Origin of the sequence: Natronococcus roseus (assembly GCF_043677095.1) — an archaeon.
GTDB lineage: Archaea > Halobacteriota > Halobacteria > Halobacteriales > Natrialbaceae > Natronococcus > Natronococcus roseus.
In genome coordinates this window covers 1-14,196 of sequence record NZ_JBHLJR010000007.1, presented here as the reverse complement: position 1 = coordinate 14,196, position 14,196 = coordinate 1, and the positions used below count along the sequence as shown (strand labels likewise).

Below are 14,196 nucleotides of genomic sequence, written 5' to 3'. Positions count from 1 at the left end.
CAACCATGAGCACGGATACGAACGCCGAGACGGACGACGAATCGACTTCGAACTGCGGCTCGACGAGTACGACCGAGACGACGGCGGAGTCATCCTCGAGCACGTGTGGCGCCTCGAGCACCACCGACGACTCGAGTTCGAACTGCGGGGCCTCGAGTAGCTCTTCGTCCTCGGGGAGCAAGTGTGGCGCCTCGAGCTCGGAGGACGAATCTCACGAACAGGAGGTCGGCGCCACCGTCGCGGACTTCGACGCCGATCCCGGTCAGCTAACCGCCGTCGGACTGGGTCCCGGCCACGCCGAGGGAATGACCGAACGAGCGAAGACGGCGCTGCTCGAGGCCGACCACATCGTCGGCTACACGACCTACATCGAACTTATTCCCGACGAGATCACCGAGCAGGCCGACGAGATCTACGACACGCCGATGTGCGGCGAGGTCTCGCGAACCGAGGAGTCGATCGACCGCACGCTGGCGGGCAACGACGTCGCCATCGTCGGCAGCGGCGACCCGAACGTCTACGCGCTCGCGGGGCTCGCACTCGAGATCCTCGAATCTAAGGGCGCGACGGCGTCGATGGTCGAGTTCGACGTCGTTCCGGGCGTTCCGGCGGCCCAGTCCTGTGCGGCCCGGCTGGGCGCCCCGCTGGTGAACGACACCGTCTCGGTGTCGCTGTCGGACCACCTCGTGCCGATGCCCGAAATCGAGTCCCGGCTGCACGCCGTGGCGAGCGAGAACTTCACGATCACGATCTACAACCCCTGGAGCCGCAAGCGCCGGGAGAACTTCGAGAAGTGCTGCGAGATCCTGCTCGCGCATCGGGACCCCGAGACGCCCGTCGGCATCGTCCACGGCGCGGGCCGCGAGGACGAGCAGGTGCTGATCACCGAACTCGGCGAGCTCGAGGACCTCGGCGAGAGTGAGATTATCGACATGACGACCACGATCCTCGTCGGCACCGAGGACAGCTACGTCTGGGACGATCGGATGGTGACGCCGCGGGGCTACGAGACGAAGTACGACTACTAACGACGAAACAAACCAATGCCACGCTACGAAATCACCATCGAGAAGGACGCCTGCGACGGCATCTTCGCCTGCCTGACCCGCGATCCGCGCTTCGTCGAGGGCGAGGATGGCCTCGCAACGGTCGACCCCGACGCGGATCCGATCTACGACTGCGAGGGCGAGGTTATGGATACCGAACAGCAGGTCGTCGCGACGTTCGACGACGACCGCATCGACGAGGCGAAGCAGGCGGCTGCGGCCTGCCCGACCGACGCCATCGTCGTCGAGGAGGTGGACGGATGAGCGAGTCCGTAACTCCCGACGATACGGACCCCCTCGAGATCGAAGTCCCCGCGGATCCGCTGGCGGGCCATCCCTCGAGCGCGTACTTCTGGGGGCACGTCGCCGGGAGCGGTGACGTCGTTGATAGCGGTATCGAGGTCGTCACCAACGACGAGCGCTCCGCACGGGTGCTCGCAGCCGTCGCCGGCGGCGACCTCGAGTACGAGACGACGAGCCGCGAGTACGCCCACGACGCGTCGATCACCCGAACCGAGGACGAGTACACGCTCTCGATCGGGGACGACGAGGAAGAGAGCGGCGAGGGCCACCAGGACGGTACCAGGGGATTGCTCGGCCGCAGCAACGCGCTTAGTCTCCCCGTCGACGGCCGCGGGAACTACCGCTTTGGGGCGTTCTCGAGCCACGACCGCGAGCTGCTTCGAGGACTGCTTGAGGGCTGCGGGACGATCTGTTTCAAGTCGAAGAGCGGCACCGTCGGTATCTCGTTCGTCCACGACGACCGCGATCTGCTCGAGTTGACTCGCGAGCTGATCAGGACGTGTTCGGTCGAGGCGTCCGTCGACGATCTCTCGGAGACCTCCTCGGGCGGCTACTGGTTCGGGATCGACGATGACGACGCACCTGCGTTCGGAACGTGGCTCTACGAGGACTGCGAGGCGACCGGAGTCTACGGGCCCAGCCGTCGTCGAAAGCTCGAGCGAAGCCTCGAGCAGGCCGAGGCGTACGACGAGCCGTAACCGACGATCGAGATCCGATCATGACCATCACCGACGAAAGACCACCTACGAGACCAAGATGAGTACGCCAGACGACACTGCGCCCGCGGCGGCGTTCGACGACGAGGCGGTCCTGCTGATCGGTCACGGCTCCCGCCGGGAGAAATCGAACCAGCAGGTGCGAGAGCTGGCCGCCGACCTCGAGTCGCAGCTCGGGCTCCCGGTCGACGCCGCGTTCCTCGAACTCGCGGCACCGGCGATCGACGAGGCGTTCGCGGAACTCGCGACGCTCGTGTCGCGGGTGACGGTCGTCCACTGCTCGCTGTTCGCCGCGAGCCACGTCAAAAACGACGTGCCGCTGGCGATCGAGCGAGCGCGAGCGGCACACGACGTCGAGATCGACAACGGGGCACACCTGGGGATCCATCCGGCGATACTCGACCTGCTCGACGACCGGGCTCGCGCGGTCGAGGCCGAGCTGGGCGTCGACCGGACGACGGACGACGTCGCCGTCGTCCTCTGCGGACGGGGCTCGAGCGACCCCGATGCGAACGGCGACGTCCACAAGCTCGCCCGGCTGCTGTACGAGGGGCGGGCGTTCGACCGCGCCGAAGCAACGTTCGTCGGCGTCACCGAGCCCACGCTCGAGGACACGCTGCACGGGCTCTCGAAGCACCGCCCGGACGCGGTCGTCGTCCTGCCGTACATGCTCGGAGACGGCGTTCTCACGCAGCGCGTTCGGGACTGGACGAGCGAGTTCGACGACCAGTACCCGTACGTCGACGCGCTCGCTGGCGATCCCCTCGGGACGGACTCCCGGCTGCTCGACGTCCTCGCTGATCGCTGGCAGGAGGCCAGGACGGAGAGCGTCGAGATGTCCTGTGATACGTGCAAGTACAAGGTCGATCTCGAGGGCTACGAGGAGGACGTCGGCGGCGCGCGAGCCATGCTGCGCGCGCTTGCCCACCAGGAGGCACACGCCGATCGGGACGACGTCGACGACGAACCCCACAGCCACGACGCCCCGGAAAAGCACGTCACGGTCTGTACGAACCGGACCTGTGCCGACATGGGGTCGTCCGCGGTGCTCGAACGCATCCGTCAGGAGGCTCGCGACGCCGAGCACTGTGACGTTCGCATCACCCGCTCGTCGTGTCTGGGTCGCTGTGGCGACGGGCCGATGGTCGCGGTCTACCCCGACGGGATCTGGTACGGCGACGTCGCGGCCGAAGACGCCGATCGGATCGTGTCCGACCATCTGGAACGAGGGCGTCTCGTCAGCGATCTCGTCGACCAGACCCTGTAGAACACCTCTCGAACTCGGTACCGAACCGCACTCGAACCAACGGAACCGCCGAACCACTACACACCGACCACATATGAGCTGCTACGAAATCGAAGCGCTTCGACTCGGACTGATGACCGTCCTCGGCGTCGAGGACGAGCACGCCCGCGACCACGCGGAGAAGGAACTCGAGGGCCACCTCGAGGGACCCATCGAGGGACTCGCCGATGCGGAGAGTCTCGCGGAGATCGAACGCCACCTCGACGCCGCGCTCGTCGATCTCGAGGAGACCGTCGCGTCGATGGACGCCGACGACCCGGAGTACGATTACACCCGGGGTCGGCTGCTGGCCGTTCGCGATGCCGAGCGCGCCGTTCGTCGGCTACGAGTCCAGGGCGAGAGCGTCGTCGACGGTCTCGGCGACGCACACGATCTGCTCCACGAGACGTTCCCGACCGAAGGCTGAACGCGCCCGCCGAACGACCGAACCGGCTCGGGAGCCGGCGACTGTAGACGCGCTCGGGGGACGAACCCATCTGCACGAACCGGGCGTTTCCGACGCTCCTTTCGCTGCGAGTACAGCTGCTGGATCGCGCCGGCGAACGTGGTGTTGTTACTGCTGGGGAAGCCCTGTCGTCTCGAGTCGCTGTATGCTATCCGAGAAATAATCTTAGAAATCTATCTTTGCTAAGATTCTTATCTAAGATATACCCGCTAAGCAGATCCACCGGAAGGCAGCTGCAAAGTGGATCCCTGGAACCGGTACGGTACAGTAGCGTGCTCGTGGACTCGAGGACACAGGTCCAGAGTTGTCAAGAGATCCTCGGACTGCAGGCTCTGCGTTGCAGTCGCTGGGGAAGCGGGTTAGTCATCCATCCAAAAGGAAGGAGATACTGCAGTTCGGGGATACGGTCAGCGACCACTGCTGGCGTCGCCATCGAGACGCTAATCGTCCGCGTGAGGCTTCTCCGGTGTGAACGTTACTCCGTCGATTTCGATTTCGTCCGGGAGACGACCGGTATCGTGGACCCCGACTGGGGGAACGTTCACGTCCGCCGCGGGAGACGAATCGAGATCGGTTTCGTCGTCGATCGTGGTCATTTCACCGTCGGTGTTTCGCGCATCCTGATCGATTCGCATCGAGCAGAACTCGACGCCACACATCGAGCAAAACCGAGCGTCTTTGTAGTTGTCTCCCGGGAGCGTCTGATCGTGGAAGGCTTGCGCGCGTTCGGGATCGAGCGCGAGATCGAACTGTCGCTGCCAGTCGAACTCGTAGCGCGCTTCCGAGAGTGCGTCATCCCAATCGCGTGCTCCGGGGAGATCGCTTGCAACGTCCGCAGCGTGGGCGGCAATTCGATACGCTGCGAGTCCCTCTCGAACGTCTTCTTTATCCGGGAGGCCCAGGTGCTCTTTCGGCGTGACGTAACACAGCATTGCAGCTCCGGCTCGAGCAGCTTCGGTCGCGCCGATCGCGCTTGTGATGTGATCGTATCCCGGTGCGACGTCAGTGACCAGCGGTCCGAGGACGTAGAACGGAGCCCCGTCACAGACCTCCTGCTGTCGTTCGACGTTGTCTGCGATCTGATCCAGTGGAACGTGGCCCGGTCCTTCGACCATCACCTGCACGCCTCGGTCCCATGCCGTCCGTGTGAGTTCGCCGAGCGTTTCGAGTTCGGCGAACTGGGCTTCATCGCTTGCGTCCGCTAGACAGCCTGGTCGAAGGCCATCGCCCAGCGAAAACGTCACATCGTGCTCTGCGAAGATACTGCAGATCTCCTCGAACTTAGCGTAGAGGGGATTCTGCATTCCGTTCTCTTCGATCCATTGAGCTAGAATAGAGCCACCTCTCGAAACGATACCGGTCTTGCGGTCGTCAGTTAGCGGCAGATGCTCCATCAACACGCCCGCGTGGATCGTCATGTAATCGACCCCCTGCGTTGCCTGCTTCTCGACGATCTCGAGTAACAGCTCGTGAGTAATGTCAGCGGGACTCTCGGCACGCTTGACTGCCTCGTAGATTGGAACCGTTCCGACTGGAACGGGCGAGTGTTCGATATTTGTCGTTCGGATCTGATCGAGGTTTTCTCCGGTAGAAAGGTCCATGACAGTGTCTGCACCGTAGTGAACGGCTGTATGGAGCTTTTGCAGTTCGCCTTTGATATCACTCGTTGTGTCGCTGTTGCCGATATTCGCGTTGACCTTCGTCGAGAACTCTTGCCCGATAATCATCGGGTCGAGGGAGTCGTGACCGTGATTGGCCGGGATGACTGCCTGGCCGGTAGCGACCTGTTTTCTCACTGTCTCTGGCCTGCGGTTTTCTCGTTCGGCGACTCGTTCCATAGCGGCAGTAATCTCTCCCGCACGGGCCCGCTGGAGTTGTGTCTCAGGCATCGATTACCTAGTTATACCACCTATTAATATAAGTTGTGGACAGTAGATCTGCAGACGATAACGTAGCGATACGGTAGACCGTTCAGTTGGAACGGTGAGGGGATATCCGAATCCGCGGACTGAGATCTCACGAGCAGTCGGTGTGAGTGAACGGAATCATAGACACGTTAGCGACTCGAGCGCTGGTTCGAACAGGTCGTTCTCGGCGGAGAACCTGCAATAGGAGTTTCCGTCTGCTGCTTCGTCCGCGTACGTCGGCGTTTCCGTGATCCTCGAGAAGCTCGTCGGTGCCGCCATCGATCCGGCTGACGTTTATGGTTGACCGCTGGGAACGGTAGCTATGGGACTGGTGTTGCCACAGGAGATCGTTACCGAGCGGGTGTTACCGACACTCCGGACCGAGCTCGCGACGGCGCTGCTCGAGCGCGGGTGGACGCAGCGAGCTGTCGCCGAGCAACTCGGCGTGACACAGGCTGCAGTGAGCGGATACGCGAGCGGCAAGGGGACCGTAGACGAACGTCTCACCGACGACCCGCGATTTGGAGAAACCGTCGATCGACTCGTTGCGGGCTTCGATTCGGACGATCTCGACGAGTACGAAGCGATGACGGAGATCATCGAGTTGATCCGAAGCTTCGAAGACAGGGGACCGATCTGCGCGATTCACGAAGCGGAGATGCCCGCACTCGAGGGACTGGGCTGTGATATCTGCGTACGGGGGGCAGACGACGCCGTCGCGGCCGACCGAGAGACGCTCGCGAACGTCCGTCGGGCGACTCGCATGCTTCGGACGTCCGATTCGATCGGTGCGTTCGTCCCGAACGCCGGAACCAACCTCGGGATGGCACGTCCCAACCCGGTCGGTCCCGCCGACGTCGCTGCAATTCCGGGACGAATCCATTCCGTTCGTGGCCGAATCGAGGTTCCTGGAAACCCGGAGTTCGGCGTTTCAGAACACGTTTCGCGGATGATCCTTGCAGCTAACGAGGTGGACCCGACGGTTCTGGCGGCGTGTAACCTGCGGACGGACGAGCGGCTGCTGGAGGCTGCTCGCGAACGAGGATTCGAGACGTTCGCGTTCGATGCGGACTACGAGGACCGAACCGAACGGCTCCGGTCGGCGTTCGAGACGCGTGCGACCGTTCCTCGCATCGTCTACCACGAGGGGGCGTTCGGAATCGAACCGATCACGTACGTGCTCGGCGAAAGCGCCGTATCGGTCGTCGACGTCGTCGCCGATCTCGTCACCGCTGAAACTGAGCCCTGATTGGGTTCGTACGCATCTCTCTTGATCGGAGCGACTGATCGAATCGGTGGACAGTATCGGACCCGATGTCGTCACCGCGACGAACTCGGTGGCCGGACGGTACGGTACCGAGCGAGTCCTCGGATCAACGTACTGCTCCGATCCCGGACGTGAGGAAACTGGTAACTTTCCGCGCCCCCGCAGACCCTTCTCTTCTGGAGAGAGCTGGCAATCTTCTCTGTCTCCTCGACCTTCGAGTCTCGCCTACGAGATTCGCCACGTGGAAGGCTGGAAGTCGAATTTGGCCGCCAGTTACTGGCCGACCGTCGGGAGGACGATTTTCGTCACCAGCGGCTGACGTCCGACGGATACCAAAGTTTGTATGGTTATCTCGGTCCTTCGGATGGACAACGATGGTACGGACGAGCGTTATTGGCTGTGGCAACATGGGTGGAGCCCTGATCGAGGGGCTCTCGAGCGCCGGCGGTCACACGGTAATCGCGTGCGACCTCGACCCCGACGCGCTGGAGGCGGTCGCCGAGTACGCGACACGGACTACTGCGGAGACCGCCGAGGCGGCCGACGCCGACGTAATCGTCGTCGCCGTCAAACCCGACATCGTCGGAGCGGTACTCGAGGAGCTCGATCTCTCGCCCGAACAGACGCTGGTGTCGATCGCCGCGGGCGTGCCGACCGACTTTCTCGAAGCCCGAACCGATGCGAACGTGGTCCGGCTCATGCCGAACTTGGCGGCCAGAACGAGAAACATGGCGGCGGCGGTCACCGGGGAGGAGATCCCCGACGACGTCAGGATACTGCTCGACGACGTCGGCGAGTACGTCGAGGTCGAGGAGGCGCAGATGGACGTCGCGACCGCGGTCAACGGCAGCGGCCCTGCATTCGTCTTCTACCTGATTCAGGCGATGACTAACGCCGGCGTGGCGGGCGGTCTCGACCCCGAAGACGCTCGGGTGTTAGCCGCCCAGACGTTCAAGGGAGCCGCCGAAACCGTCCTTCGTTCGGACGGTGAACTCGACGGGCTGATCGACGCTGTCTGCTCTCCGAAGGGAACGACTATCGAGGGGATGGAGGTGCTCCGGGACAGCGTCGCCGATGAGGCGGTCGCTGGGGCCGTCCAGGCAGCCGAAGAACGCTCTGCGGAGCTGGCTACCGATGGTTGAGCCGGTCCCCGATGCCGAGGTGACCGCGGCGAGACAACTCGGAGCCGACGCCGACCGCGTTGTCGTCAAAGCCGGGACCAACTCCCTCACCGACGAGGAGTCGAACCTGGACATGGAGAAACTCGACAAGCTCGTCGACGATCTCGAGGCCTTGCTCGAGCGGGACAAGGGGGTCATCCTCGTTTCCTCCGGAGCGATCGGCGCCGGCACCGGCCGGATCGACCAGCCTACCGGGACCGTCGAGGAGTCCCAGGCGCTGTCGACGGTCGGCCAGAGCCATCTCATGCACCGCTACACCGAGAGCTTCGCTCGCTACGACCGGAAGGTAGCCCAGCTGTTGCTCACTCAGCACGACCTCGAGAACCCCGAGCGCTTTACGAACTTCCGCAACACCGTCGAGACGCTGCTCGAGTGGGACGTGGTGCCAATCATCAACGAGAACGACGCGGTCGCGACCGCCGAGATCCGAATCGGCGACAACGACATGCTCTCGACCTCGACTGCAATCGGCGTCGAGGCGGACCTGCTGGTAACGCTGACCGACGTGGGCGGCGTCTACACGGGTAACCCGAAGACCGACGACGACGCGGAGCTAATCGAGGCGGTCGGGGAAAACTACGATTCGGTCGAAGAGATCGTCGCCGGCGGCACCGGCGAGGGCGTCGGCTTCGGCGGGATCGAGACGAAAGTTGCGGGCGCCCGCGACGTCAGCGAGTACGGCGTCCCCGCGATAATCGCGAAGTCGACCGAACCGAACGTCCTGGAGAAGATCGCCACCGCCAAATCCGTGGGGACCATATTCGTCCCCATCAACGGCGTAACCGACAACCGAACCGAGACCCCGTCCAAGCTATGACGAACACTGAAACCGAACGGAAGGTCGAGACAGCACAGACCGCAGCCCTACAGCTGGCACAGCTATCCGACGAGCAGCGACGCACTGCCCTGCTGGACGTCGCCGACGCGCTCGAGGCGCGAACCGACGAGATTCTCGCGGCGAACGAGCGCGACGTCGAGGCCGCAGAGGAGCTTCTCGCCGACGGCGAGTACACCCGGGCGTTCGTCGACCGACTCACCCTCTCGGTGTCGAAAGTCGAGAGCATCGCCGAGATGGTCCGCAGCGTCGCCGACCAGGACGATCCCCTCGAGAAAACCCTCGAGGCGCGCCGACTCGACGAGGGACTCGAGCTGTACAAGGTTGCCGTGCCGATCGGCGTCGTCGGCGCCGTCTTCGAATCCCGCCCCGACGCGCTCGTCCAGATCGCTGCGCTCGGACTCAAATCCGGCAACGCGGTGATTCTGAAAGGCGGCAGCGAGGCGCTACACTCGAACAGGGCGCTGTTCGAGATCATCACCGACGCCACGGCGGACGTTCCCGACGGTTGGGCCCAGCAGATCGAAGCCCGGGAGGACGTCGATACCCTGCTCGAAATGGACAACGCAGTCGACCTCCTGATGCCCCGTGGCAGCTCCTCGTTCGTCAGCTATATCCAGGACAACACGAGTATCCCCGTTCTCGGCCATACGGAAGGGGTCTGTCACGTCTACGTCGATGCCGACGCCAACCTCGAAATGGCCGAAGACATCGCCTACGACGCGAAAGTACAGTATCCTGCCGTCTGTAACGCCGTCGAGACGCTGTTGGTCCACGAGGATGTTGCCGAAGCGTTTCTTCCGGCGATCGTCGATCGCTACGAGGCCGCCGACGTCGAAGTTCGGGGCGACGAAGCTACCCGCGAGTTCGTCGACGTCGAGGCCGCGACCGACGCCGACTGGGACACCGAGTACGGCGACCTGATCGTCTCCGCCCGGGTGGTCGACTCGCTCGAGACCGCGTGCAGTCACATCACGAGCCACGGCTCGAAGCACACCGAATCGATCGTCACCGAGGACGCCGATCGCGCGGAGACGTTCATGCGCAGCCTCGACTCCGCGAGCGTCTTTCACAACGCCTCGACTCGGTTCGCCGACGGCTACCGGTACGGCCTCGGTGCCGAGGTCGGTATCTCCACGGGCAAGATCCACGCCCGCGGTCCCGTCGGCCTCGAGGGGTTGACGACCTACAAGTACCACCTCGAAGGTGACGGCCACCTCGTCGCCACGTACGCGGGCGAGGACGCGAAACCGTACCGACACGAGGAGTTCGACGGCGAGTGGACGCCTGGTCGACTCGCTGGAGAGTGAATTCAAACAGCGAGAGAACCCCTGCCTAAGGCCGGGTGAGGAATTGCGTCGCTTGATTACGCTGTCCACCGCTCGATCGTCACTCTCGGGATCCAACTTCCGCTGAGCGTAAAGTAACACTCCGTTCCAGTCAAACCGTGGTGCTCTTTCCTCTCTTTCAGGCTTTGATCAGAAAGGAATAGCGTCCGTGAATGCGGCTACTCGCCGCAGAACATCCCTGCGTCAAAATCAGTTTCCCATCGCGGGCGTTCTGGCCGGGGCACCTCATCAGCATGACCTCCCAGTTCGGTCATCGTTGTCCGGGGGCACCGTCTGGATCTGCACCTCCTCGATCGGCGTCTTTCCGTCGAGAGTTTGGTGCGGTCTCTGGCGACTGTAGTAGTGCATGAAAACGACCAGTCGCGTGCACTCGCCCGACCGCCCACCCACGAGTTGTGGAAGCGGTCGATGCGAATTTTGGATTCGCGTGCTGGAAACGAAAGGACTCGCGGAGATCCAGCACCAGCAGATGACGACGAGGAAGTGTCACACGAGGTCTGGGCGCTGACGGGGCAGACGGCGATCGCAACTCGCACCCAGCAACTCATTGATGGGGCTGGAGAGGAGATCGTGTTCGTCGTAGGCCGTGAAGAGGTTCTCACGGCGGAGTTGGTCGTGCACCTCCAAGCGACCCAGGAAACGGGCATCACGGTCGTCATCGGGACCATCTCTGAACATCTCCGTAATACCGTTCAGCAGGCACTCCCCGACGCTAACGTGTTCGTTTCCGAACTGGAGTGGCTGAGCAGTACTCCGACAGACAACACTGATGACACGACGATCAGCCGACTAATCCTGATCGACCGGAAGACGATTCTGGTCAGTACGGTGTACGAGGCTGCTTCGGAGGCGGCTGAAACTGAAAGAGCAGTGTTCGGCAGGGGTTTCACCAATGGCTTGGTCGTCATTGCCCGGCGGCTGATGGCGACGGGCTTGGAGACAGGTGATGATCCCAAGATATCCGAGGGAAACTAACCAGCACCGTCAGGAGTTGAAACGATTGAGGGGCCGTTCCCCCGTTGATGCTACTGCACACTACTCCTGCGTATTGTTCGTCGTCTTCACTCTCTTATTGAAACGATCTGGGTGAACAAGGATTGATAACGGTTGATCAAGACTACAGTGTAATCGGCGTTTCGAGCGAGGAATCGGCATCAAGGATAGTAGACAGGGTCGGCTGCATCAGATCTAATTGCTCGGTCGGTTCCACGAGTTGGCGCTCTGGATCATAGTTTATGAGTCCTTCCGAGGCCAATTTCGGGAGGTGGCCATGATATAACGAGAGGCGAATTTCCGCTAATACGTCCTTAGACGCCTCTGTAAGTGGCGTCTGATGATTGTACTTAAGGACGCCCTTCGTAAGGTCGTTGAGCGTTAATGACCGCTGTTCTTCTGCGAGCATCCCCAGTACGATCCGACGGTGCTGGTTTTGACACAGGTCGAGTACCGAGTCGAAAGCGATAGAATCCCCACTCATGGTACGAATGGAGCCGATCGCCGGCCATCACACTGGCTTTTTCATGTACAAACCTGTTTTAAGTCCTAATCAGGATCGGACTGGGTGGGTGGAAAGCGTGCTCCCAAGGACGTGCTTGATCCCTCCTCGGAGGCGGGAACCGACGGCCTGCTGTGAGATACCGAGTTCCTCGCCGAGGGCTTCCAACGTAACCTCGCGGGGGGACTCGAAGTAGCCACGCTCGTAGGCAAGCACCAGCGCCTCTTGCTGGGTGTCAGTGAGGGTAGCTTCGGTCGCCGTCTCAACCGGCGTCAGTGCGTGCAACTCCGTCAACGTGAGCGGGATGCCCAGCTCTCGACACCGTCGTTGAAAGGCGGCGATATCACTTCGATCATCACCGCGAATCTCGAACGTCCACTGTTGGTTAGTACCGGTAGCTTCGATCAGTGGAACCTCTGTCTCCGCCAGTATGGTTAGCACGTCGTCGTAATCCACCGCCCACTCGACGCGTAACAGGTACTCGTCCTCAACGGAGTCAACAAGGCGGATCTCCTTCGCACCCGGGTGCTCGCTGAACCCACTCTCGATATCGTCAACTTCAGTTCCCCGCACCCAGAAGTAGGGTACCACCGCGTCCTGTGCGGGGATAAGTCGCTCCAACTCGACCGTCACATTCGGTAGTTGATTGAACACTGTCCCTAAGGGAAACTGGTCTGACGGAACCGTGAACGTCGCCTCAGTAGCCATACCTGAACCGATGCGTTCTACCGGGAAAGGGGTGATGTCAGTACACTCTCTATGGTGAACTGCCCGAAGTACTGACCTGGCCGACACGTGTGTCTCCTGTATGGAACGACGGACCGGCTAATTTGGTCGGCACAATTCAACAGCTGTGCTACGTAGAACTGCCCACGTACCTTTTTCCGCCTCGGGATTCCTCACTGCGTTCGGAACCGCTCGGCGCAAAAATCTACGCTAAAAAGGCCGCTCGCTCCCGTTGGTCGCTCGCGGGTGCCGTGCTTGAACCGCACCGCAGCGTTACCTGCTTGACTTATACGTAACAGGCGGTTCATCAAAATCTCGACTGGCAGATAGAGAACGGCGGAGAACTCGGACGTTCAGCTGACAACATAACACATCACATAGGGAATCACAAGAGAATAACGGTTACGCTGTTTTATCAGAGGGAGGAATTCTCCGGATTCCGCTACATGGAGATATTTACTGACCGCGCTATTCAGTCGTCGGTGATAACCAACTTGTCTCCATCAATCCAAGCTCGATACTCGTTACGGGTAAACGAAATTGTGATGTGGCTGTCGGTAGCCACAAGCGCATCAAGTGCTTCGGGATCGATGTGATTGTGAAGTGCCACCGAAATGTCAGTCGGCTCAACGTTTTCAAGAGCCGCAATGGCGTTGATGACAGCAATACTCGGTCTGCTGGTTGACCAGTCGTATTGACCGTGAACTGCGTTTGCACCGCTATCTAGGGTGCCCATGCTACTTACACTCCATGTTGCTGATACAGTACTTGTTATAATGTGGGAGACATCCTAACGGGCAAATCTATCAGCTGTCTGTAACAGATATTTCCCCAAAAATCGATCACGAATAGAGAACTACGGAGTTTGCTACAAACGCAGATATTCGACTGACAGTGTGACATTCCACCTGAGGAGGTTACGAGAGAATGGCGGTTAGAGCTTACTGCTTCACCCGATAAATGGGAGTTCTTTCCGGATATTTCTATGCCAAAGCAGCGATCCCCTACACGAAGATTCGAATGAACCGGTGCAGACTAGGTCACCCACTTAATCAAAAACATAATCAGCATGAAAATGTCGCTCTTTAATGCAGCTTCCAGTTGTAGGTTGAAACATGGCAGAAAAGCATCTCGACGTCTGTCTTCGAATCGTCTCGGATAGACAGCGTCGAAGAATCGTCTACCGATTACGGGAAGAGTCCAATGGCAAGACAACGATCGAAGACCTCATTGATCAACTGCAGAGCAGTAGTTCAGCGTCTACCGACACCCGTCTGGACCGAGACCAACTTGCCATCCAACTGGCCCACAAACACTTGCCGAAGCTGGCCGACCACGGCATCATCGAAGTCGATTCCGAAACGGATATTGTCCGGTACCAGCCTGACGAGCAGATCGAGGCGGTACTAGACTCACTTCCGGAGCAAGTAGTGCAGACGAATTCCTAAATGACGGTTCCTCTTCCTCCCTGACCAGCCGGTGTACCGTCGTTTTTCGTTAGTCCGAATCAATTGTATTGAGTCGCCACGTGAAAATTGCCTTCAGGACCACGACGAGACTGTTCGCCTCACCCTCGCCCCAGATAGCGGTTTCCGAGCGCGGATCGGAGACGCTCGCGTT

Annotated in this window: 15 protein-coding genes and 2 pseudogenes; 11 read left to right on the top strand and 6 right to left on the bottom strand. The window is 61.0% G+C overall.

Annotated features, from left to right (window positions below; genetic code table 11):
- Nucleotides 1-5 precede the first annotated feature (5 nt).
- From cobJ to ACFEMD_RS18490, 5 genes are all read left to right on the top strand, one after another.
- Nucleotides 6-1,028 (top strand): precorrin-3B C(17)-methyltransferase, encoded by a 1,023-nt coding sequence (gene cobJ, locus ACFEMD_RS18510; protein ID WP_394742776.1) that lies wholly within the window; start codon nt 6-8, stop codon nt 1,026-1,028.
- Nucleotides 1,029-1,043: 15 nt separating this feature from the next.
- Entirely contained in the window at nt 1,044-1,310 is a 267-nt protein-coding gene (locus ACFEMD_RS18505; protein WP_394742775.1) for a ferredoxin, read from the top strand.
- A complete protein-coding gene (locus tag ACFEMD_RS18500) occupies nt 1,307-2,047 on the top strand; it encodes a cobalamin biosynthesis protein (protein WP_394742774.1) in 741 nt (246 codons plus the stop codon). The genes ACFEMD_RS18505 and ACFEMD_RS18500 overlap by 4 nt, the downstream gene beginning before the upstream one ends.
- 58 nt (nt 2,048-2,105) lie before the next feature.
- Complete coding sequence (locus ACFEMD_RS18495; protein WP_394742773.1) at nt 2,106-3,332, top strand: CbiX/SirB N-terminal domain-containing protein; 1,227 nt, start codon at nt 2,106-2,108, stop codon at nt 3,330-3,332.
- Nucleotides 3,333-3,405: 73 nt separating this feature from the next.
- On the top strand, nt 3,406-3,777 hold the full coding sequence (locus ACFEMD_RS18490; protein ID WP_394742772.1) for a DUF3209 family protein: 372 nt from the start codon (nt 3,406-3,408) through the stop codon (nt 3,775-3,777).
- A gap of 479 nt (nt 3,778-4,256) precedes the next feature.
- Here the strand turns inward: ACFEMD_RS18490 and thiC are convergent, their stop codons facing one another.
- Nucleotides 4,257-5,705, bottom strand: coding sequence for a phosphomethylpyrimidine synthase ThiC (gene thiC / locus ACFEMD_RS18485; protein WP_394742771.1), 1,449 nt, complete (start codon nt 5,703-5,705; stop codon nt 4,257-4,259).
- A gap of 340 nt (nt 5,706-6,045) precedes the next feature.
- On the opposite strand from thiC, the gene ACFEMD_RS18480 reads away from it, so the two are divergent.
- From ACFEMD_RS18480 to ACFEMD_RS18465, 4 genes are all read left to right on the top strand, one after another.
- On the top strand, nt 6,046-6,972 hold the full coding sequence (locus ACFEMD_RS18480) for a thiamine-phosphate synthase family protein (protein WP_394742770.1): 927 nt from the start codon (nt 6,046-6,048) through the stop codon (nt 6,970-6,972).
- 392 nt (nt 6,973-7,364) lie between these two features.
- The gene (gene proC, locus ACFEMD_RS18475) at nt 7,365-8,132 is read left to right on the top strand and encodes a pyrroline-5-carboxylate reductase (RefSeq protein WP_394742769.1); all 768 of its coding nucleotides are present in this window, start codon (nt 7,365-7,367) and stop codon (nt 8,130-8,132) included.
- Nucleotides 8,125-8,988 carry a glutamate 5-kinase gene (gene proB, locus ACFEMD_RS18470; RefSeq protein WP_394742768.1) on the top strand — a complete coding sequence of 288 codons (864 nt, stop codon included), beginning with the start codon at nt 8,125-8,127 and terminating at the stop codon, nt 8,986-8,988. The genes proC and proB overlap by 8 nt, the downstream gene beginning before the upstream one ends.
- Complete coding sequence (locus ACFEMD_RS18465) at nt 8,985-10,316, top strand: glutamate-5-semialdehyde dehydrogenase (protein WP_394742767.1); 1,332 nt, start codon at nt 8,985-8,987, stop codon at nt 10,314-10,316. The genes proB and ACFEMD_RS18465 overlap by 4 nt, the downstream gene beginning before the upstream one ends.
- 267 nt (nt 10,317-10,583) lie before the next feature.
- Here the strand turns inward: ACFEMD_RS18465 and ACFEMD_RS18460 are convergent.
- Nucleotides 10,584-10,774 (bottom strand): annotated as a pseudogene (locus tag ACFEMD_RS18460) (hypothetical protein); the annotation flags it as partial.
- 151 nt (nt 10,775-10,925) lie between these two features.
- Here ACFEMD_RS18460 and ACFEMD_RS18455 point away from each other — a divergent pair.
- Entirely contained in the window at nt 10,926-11,330 is a 405-nt protein-coding gene (locus ACFEMD_RS18455) for a hypothetical protein (RefSeq protein ID WP_394742766.1), read from the top strand.
- 142 nt (nt 11,331-11,472) lie between these two features.
- Here ACFEMD_RS18455 and ACFEMD_RS22085 read toward each other — a convergent pair whose 3' ends face one another.
- From ACFEMD_RS22085 to ACFEMD_RS18445, 3 genes are all read right to left on the bottom strand, one after another.
- Nucleotides 11,473-11,832, bottom strand: coding sequence for a DUF7344 domain-containing protein (locus ACFEMD_RS22085; protein WP_449560127.1), 360 nt, complete (start codon nt 11,830-11,832; stop codon nt 11,473-11,475).
- Between the two features lie 69 nt (nt 11,833-11,901).
- Nucleotides 11,902-12,558, bottom strand: coding sequence for a helix-turn-helix domain-containing protein (locus ACFEMD_RS18450; protein ID WP_394742765.1), 657 nt, complete (start codon nt 12,556-12,558; stop codon nt 11,902-11,904).
- Nucleotides 12,559-13,048: 490 nt separating this feature from the next.
- Entirely contained in the window at nt 13,049-13,312 is a 264-nt protein-coding gene (locus ACFEMD_RS18445; protein WP_394742764.1) for a HalOD1 output domain-containing protein, read from the bottom strand.
- A 379-nt stretch (nt 13,313-13,691) separates the two neighbouring features.
- On the opposite strand from ACFEMD_RS18445, the gene ACFEMD_RS18440 reads away from it, so the two are divergent.
- Complete coding sequence (locus ACFEMD_RS18440) at nt 13,692-14,024, top strand: winged helix-turn-helix domain-containing protein (protein WP_394742763.1); 333 nt, start codon at nt 13,692-13,694, stop codon at nt 14,022-14,024.
- Between the two features lie 49 nt (nt 14,025-14,073).
- On the opposite strand, the pseudogene ACFEMD_RS18435 reads toward ACFEMD_RS18440, so the two are convergent.
- Nucleotides 14,074-14,196: pseudogene (locus ACFEMD_RS18435) on the bottom strand (TrmB family transcriptional regulator); the annotation flags it as partial.